5 protein-coding genes and 1 other annotated feature are annotated in these 5,601 nt (G+C 56.2%); all 5 genes read left to right on the top strand.

Annotated features, from left to right (window positions below; genetic code table 11):
* The first annotated feature begins 117 nt into the window (after nucleotides 1–117).
* The 5 genes from B2Y11_RS03725 to B2Y11_RS03705 all read left to right on the top strand — a co-directional run bounded on the left by B2Y11_RS03725 (nucleotide 118) and on the right by B2Y11_RS03705 (nucleotide 5,398).
* Entirely contained in the window at nucleotides 118–924 is an 807-nt protein-coding gene (locus B2Y11_RS03725) for a helix-turn-helix domain-containing protein (protein ID WP_291056371.1), read from the top strand.
* Nucleotides 925–1,362: 438 nt separating this feature from the next.
* Nucleotides 1,363–1,597: a binding site (T-box leader), on the top strand.
* A 55-nt stretch (nucleotides 1,598–1,652) separates the two neighbouring features.
* Nucleotides 1,653–2,405, top strand: a complete 753-nt coding sequence (locus tag B2Y11_RS03720) for an amino acid ABC transporter ATP-binding protein (RefSeq protein WP_291056369.1) — start codon at nucleotides 1,653–1,655, stop codon at nucleotides 2,403–2,405.
* A gap of 1 nt (nucleotide 2,406) precedes the next feature.
* Nucleotides 2,407–3,111 carry an amino acid ABC transporter permease gene (locus tag B2Y11_RS03715; protein ID WP_291056367.1) on the top strand — a complete coding sequence of 235 codons (705 nt, stop codon included), beginning with the start codon at nucleotides 2,407–2,409 and terminating at the stop codon, nucleotides 3,109–3,111.
* The gene (locus B2Y11_RS03710; RefSeq protein ID WP_291056364.1) at nucleotides 3,104–3,799 is read left to right on the top strand and encodes an amino acid ABC transporter permease; all 696 of its coding nucleotides are present in this window, start codon (nucleotides 3,104–3,106) and stop codon (nucleotides 3,797–3,799) included. Before B2Y11_RS03715 ends, B2Y11_RS03710 begins: the two co-directional genes overlap by 8 nt.
* Before the next feature lie 318 nt (nucleotides 3,800–4,117).
* The gene (locus B2Y11_RS03705; protein WP_291056361.1) at nucleotides 4,118–5,398 is read left to right on the top strand and encodes a glutamate-5-semialdehyde dehydrogenase; all 1,281 of its coding nucleotides are present in this window, start codon (nucleotides 4,118–4,120) and stop codon (nucleotides 5,396–5,398) included.
* The last annotated feature ends 203 nt before the right edge of the window (nucleotides 5,399–5,601 follow it).

The raw sequence follows: 5,601 nt of genomic DNA, 5'->3' as shown, positions 1-5,601 counted from the left end.
CGGCTGCTTGCTAGGCTTTGCCGGGTCTGGGTTTTCACCAGACTATACTATACACGCCGAACTGGCGCACAACTTTAGAACCCTCAAGCCCCATAGGGGCTTGTCCATCGAGGTATTATGATTCGAATATACGCACATACAGAAAATGAAGAGCAGGCAGATGCCTGCTACGGTGCCTTTCTCACCGGCACCATTCCCCAAAGCGGATGGATCCTTACGGAAGGAGTCCATTTGTATCTTTTAGACAGGAAGCCGGCCATACCGGAAGGAGAGGGCCTTGCAGTCAGCGAAGGACCGGTGGATTTCATTTCCACCACCCTGCCTGCTGCAAAAGCCCGTGCCGCCTACGGAGCCTATCTCTCCGGCCGCCGCCTGCCGGCAGGATGCGCCCTGGCCGCCGGTGAAGGGACCATTGGGATTATCTCCTCTTCCGCCTATGAACCGGACCTGGGGCATATGGATATGTACCGTCTTCCTTTCGATCCCCTGGAAGAAGTGGTGACCCCCAGGGAAGCGGCCAACCTGTACGGCGCCGACGCCAAAAGGGTGCAGGCCGACTGTGAAGGGGCAGGGGAAAACGGGATCTTTTCTCTTTCCGAAGTCCGCCGTTCCGGAAACACCTACCTCATTCTCCGCCAGTCGGCGGAAAGGGTGTATGGAGGGAAAAAAGACGGCCGTCTTCCCTTCCCTTTAAATCCCCTGCTCCTTGTCTTCTCCACCGTAGAAGCCGCCCGCCTATGGAACAGGGACAGCGGCGCAGTCAGAAGCGCCGCCGCCGGCGCCGGCCACGCCTCCGCCCGCATGACGGAAGGGGAACGGAGAAAATCAGGCCGCACCTGGCTTGTCACCAGGGACGCCATGGACCGCCTCTTCGGCCAGCCCCTGCCGGCAGCCATGAAGGAAGCCATGAAATGGATCCGATAGGATGCGGCTTCGCCGCAGGCACGGCAGGTTGCGTGGAAAGGTTGTGAGGGAAAAGGTTCTTAGGTTTGACCGACCGATGGCCCAAGGGTTCGCAGGTTTGACAGGCCTATGGCCCGAGGGGTGTGGTGGCGGCTGACGCCGCAAGTAAAAAGGGGCACGGCTGGCGCCGCAGGTTGGGACCGCCTGTCGTCGGCAGGTTGTGTAGAATGGTTGTGTAAAAAGGTTCAGAGGGTTCAGAGGGTGGTGGTGGCGCCCTGACGGGCGCATTATAAAAGGGCGCCGGAGGCGCCCCCTCTTGCATTCGGGAATCCTCTATGTCTGATGTCTGACAGTCTGACGTCTCCCACGTTCGGGAACACCGCCCAGCCGACAGCCGGCATCCGATAGCCCTTGCATTTCTTCCCCTATGTATGATATATTGAAACTAATTAATTTATTACCTCTGCAATGACGAGAGAAAGTACATGGATGGAACCGGAAAAGCGAGCCCGGATGGTGGAAGCGGGTACGGGAATTTCATGGAAGTGCCTCTCTGAGCTGACGGCCTGAAGGAAGTAGGGCCGTCCGGGGAAGCCCGTTACAGCACGCAGTGCATGATTTCCTGCACTGGCCAAGGTTCCTTCGGCGACGAAGGGATGAATCTGGGTGGAACACGGAATTCTCCGTCCCATGGGGACGGGGATTTTATATTGCAGAAAACCATTCATACCATAGAAAGAAGGTTCTTCATGTCCCTTGTACTTAAAGCTGAACATATCCGCAAATCCTTCGGGAATATAGAAGTTTTAAAAGATATCAACCTGTCCGTGGAGAAGGGCAGTGTGGTGTCCATCCTGGGCCCCTCGGGCACGGGAAAGACCACCTTCCTCCGCTGCCTGAACTATCTGGAAAAGCCAAATGCCGGGCAGCTCACCATCAGCGATGTGTCCGTGGACTTTTCCCATATTTCCAAGAAGGAAATCCAGGCTCTCCGCCGGAAGTCCACCATGGTTTTCCAGCAGTTCAATCTGTTCCGCAATAAGACGGTGCTGGAAAATGTGACGGAAGGTCTCATTTACGGCTACGGGAAGCCGAAGAAGGAGGCTGTGGAAATCGCCATGGCAGAGCTGGAGCGAGTGCACATGGCGGACTATGCGAAAATGTATCCCTCCGAGCTCTCCGGCGGCATGCAGCAGCGGGTGGGCATCGCCCGGGCTTTGGCGCCCCGGCCGGATGTGATTCTTTTCGATGAACCCACCTCCGCCCTGGATCCGGAGCTGGTGGGAGAAGTGCTGGACACCATCGCCTCCGTGGCCACCCTGGGCATTACCATGATTATCGTCACCCATGAAATGCATTTCGCAAAGGAAGTGTCTTCCAAGGTGGTCTTCATGGCAGAGGGCCGGGTGGTGGAAGAAGGCACTCCCGATGACATTTTCGTCCATCCGAAGGAAGAAAAGACCAGGCAGTTTCTCCAGCGTATGCTGAAAAGAGAGGGTTAATATGCTGACCTTCAATCTGTCCTATTTCCTGGGCCTTTTCCCCCGCCTGGCCACGGCCCTTCCTTTCACCATGGAAGTGATTCTCGCCTCCATCCTCCTCTGCCTCTTCCTGGGCACCCTGGTGGCGGTGATCCGCATTGCGAAGGTACCCCTTCTGCACCAGCTCTGCGAAGTGTGGCTGTCCTACAACCGGTCCATGCCCTTCATTCTGGATCTGTACCTGGTGTACTTCGTGCTGCCGGTGATTGTGCGGGCGCTGCATATCAGCCCCGACGGCTGGCCCCTTACGGCCTACGTGCTTATCGCCCTGTCCTTCCACTACACGCCGGTGATTTCGGAAATCATCCGTCCTGCCTATCTGTCCGTGGACAAAGGGCAGCATGAAGCGGCCATGGTCTTCGGCCTTTCCCCCTTCCACCGGGTGGTGCACATCATTGCCCCCCAGGCCCTGCCGGTGGCTCTTCCCAGCCTGGTGAGCGAAGCCATCAATATCCTGAAAGACACGTCCGTCATGTTCTTCATCGGCGTGGTGGACCTTATGGGCCGGGCCGGCCTCATTATCAATGCCAATTACGGCCAGGGGAAACTGGAAACCTACTGCGCCGTGGCCCTGATTTACTGGGGCCTGGTCATTCTGGTGGAAATTGCATTTCACGCATTCCAGAAATGGAATGGTAAACCGGTAAGGAGGGCTTCCCATGATTGATTTTTCCATCCTTCCCACCACCCTCCTCTTCATTGCCAAAGCCATTCCCAATACCCTCTTCATGGCCTTCATCAGCCTTTTCTTCGGCATTGTCCTTGGCTCTGTGGTGGCTGTGCTCCGTGAACAGGGCGGACGGGCGGTGAACGGACTCTTTGCGGTTCTCGTTTCCTTCCTCCGCGGCGTTCCTGCCATTGTGCAGCTCTTCATTGTGTACAACTCCCTGCCCTTCCTGCTGGCTCCCGTCATTTCCTCCTTCACAGGCCATCCGGTAAAGCCCTTCGACGTAAGCCCCTACTGGACCGTGTACACCACCTTCATCCTGTACAATACGGCCTACCAGTCGGAAAACGTGCGGGGCGCCCTCAAGGCCGTGGACAAAGGGCAGTACGAAGCGGCGGTGGCCATGGGCATGACTCCCTTGGCCGCCTTCACCCGCATCGTCTTCCCCCAGGCCTTCATCGTGGCGCTGCCCACCTTCTTCACCTACTACCTGAAAACCATCAAGCTCCTGGCCCTGGTCTTCACGGTGAAAGTGGTGGATATGTTCGCCGAAGCGGACATCTTCTCCGCCCTCTACAACCGCCGCACCGAGCCCTACATCGCCGACGCCATCGCCTACTGGACCGTGGCCATCATCCTCACCTTCTTCTTCTCCTGGTGGGAAAAGAAACTCAGGACGAAAATGTAAGAAAAAGTTTCCTGGCCGACATCGTACCAATGGTATGCATGCCGGCAGGAAACTTTTTGCGTATGGTTTCCTGTTCGCCTTGGCTCCACTGTGCTTCTTGCCGACAGGAAACTATTCGCAAAAGGTTTCCTATTGAGTATGACACCCATGCTGTTCCTTACCGGCAGGAAACTTTTTGCGAAGGTTTTCCTATTGAGCGTGGCGCCAGTGGTATTCCATACCGACAGGAACCCATTCCCCTTATTGACTCTCTCCCCCTCCTCCCCTACAATGAAGATATAATATAAAATCCCATTTTCCTAAAAAGGAGATTTCCCTATGAATATACGCGAAGAAACGAAACAGATGAAGCTGGCGTCGCCGCTGCTGGCCGCCACGGCGATGGAAAAGAGGAATGAAGCCCTTGCCTGCATTCGGGAGGCGCTCAATGCCCATAAAGAGGAAATTTTTGAGGCGAACCGGAAGGATCTTGCCCTGGCCCGGGAAAACCATGTGGCGCCGGCGGTGGTGAAGCGGCTCACCTTTAACGAAGCAAAACTTTCCGACGTGACGGCAGAGCTCACCAGCCTGATTTCCCTTCCCGATCCCATCGGGAAAGTCACCCTGGACAGGGAGCTGGATGAAGGGCTCCGCCTTACCCGGGTCACCTGCCCCATCGGCGTCATCGGCGTCATCTTTGAAGCCCGCCCCGACGCACTGGTGCAGATTTCCTCCCTCTGCCTGAAAAGCGGCAACTGCGCCATCCTGAAGGGCGGAAAGGAAACCACCTATACCAACCGCATTCTTTTTTCCCTGATTCATGAAGCGGCGGTGAAAGCAGGGCTGCCGGAAAAATGCCTTCTCCAGGCAGAGCAGCATAATGAAATCGATGAACTGCTGGAATGCCACGATTCGGTAGACCTCCTCATCCCCCGGGGCTCCAATGCCTTCGTGCAGTACATTATGAATCACACCTCCATCCCCGTGCTGGGCCACGCCGACGGCGTATGCCATATGTATGTGGACAAAGACTACGACATAAAAAAGGCCATCCCCCTCATTATCGACGGGAAGACCCAGTACACCGCCGCCTGCAACGCCGTTGAAACGGTGCTGGTGCACCGGGATATTGCAGCCGATTTCCTGCCGAAACTGGCAGACGCCCTCCGTGAAGCGAGCGTCACCATCCGGAGCAGCGAAGAAGTAAGCCGCCTGATCCCCGTGGAAATCATTCCGGAAGGAGAAAGCTGGCACAGGGAATATCTGGATCTCATCCTGGCCATCAAACTGGTTTCGGATGTGGATGAAGCCATCAGCCACATCAATACCTACGGTTCCCACCACACCGACTGCATCATTACAGAAAATGATGAAACCGCCCGCCGCTTCATGACCCTGGTGGACTCCGCCGGCGTCTACCAGAACGCCTCCACCCGCTTCGCCGACGGCTTCCGCTACGGCTTCGGCGCCGAAGTAGGCATTTCCACCTCCAAAATCCACGCCCGGGGCCCTGTGGGCCTGGAAGGCCTGGTTTCCTATAAATACAACCTTCTGGGCCATGGCCAGATCGTAGGGGACTACGCATCGGGAAAGAAGAAATTCCATTTCCGAGATTTGTGAGAGGGGCCGCTCCGCGGCCCGGGTTCAAAGGGTTCAAAGGGTTCAAAGGTTTCAGAAGGTTCAAAAGGTTCAGAGGGTGATGGTATCGCCCTTTGGTGCACAGCGAACACATTTTGAAGGAGCGCTAGCGACGCGCAAAATGTAGTGAGTCGTTTCACCCTTTAGGGGGCAATGCTTATAAAGTCAGCGTTACGGGATTTACT

Source organism: Dialister sp. UBA1703, assembly GCA_002320515.1.
GTDB lineage: Bacteria > Bacillota > Negativicutes > Veillonellales > Dialisteraceae > Dialister.
This window is presented reverse-complemented; position numbering and strand designations above follow the sequence as displayed.

What these genes read in the sequence shown, in the direction of transcription:
- B2Y11_RS03720 (WP_291056369.1), top strand. Translation starts at nt 1,653, where the DNA reads ATGTCCCTTGTACTTAAAGCTGAACATATCCGCAAATCCTTCGGGAAT.
- B2Y11_RS03715 (WP_291056367.1), top strand. Translation starts at nt 2,407, where the DNA reads ATGCTGACCTTCAATCTGTCCTATTTCCTGGGCCTTTTCCCCCGCCTG.
- B2Y11_RS03705 (WP_291056361.1), top strand. Translation starts at nt 4,118, where the DNA reads ATGAATATACGCGAAGAAACGAAACAGATGAAGCTGGCGTCGCCGCTG.
- B2Y11_RS03725 (WP_291056371.1), top strand. Translation starts at nt 118, where the DNA reads ATGATTCGAATATACGCACATACAGAAAATGAAGAGCAGGCAGATGCC.
- B2Y11_RS03710 (WP_291056364.1), top strand. Translation starts at nt 3,104, where the DNA reads ATGATTGATTTTTCCATCCTTCCCACCACCCTCCTCTTCATTGCCAAA.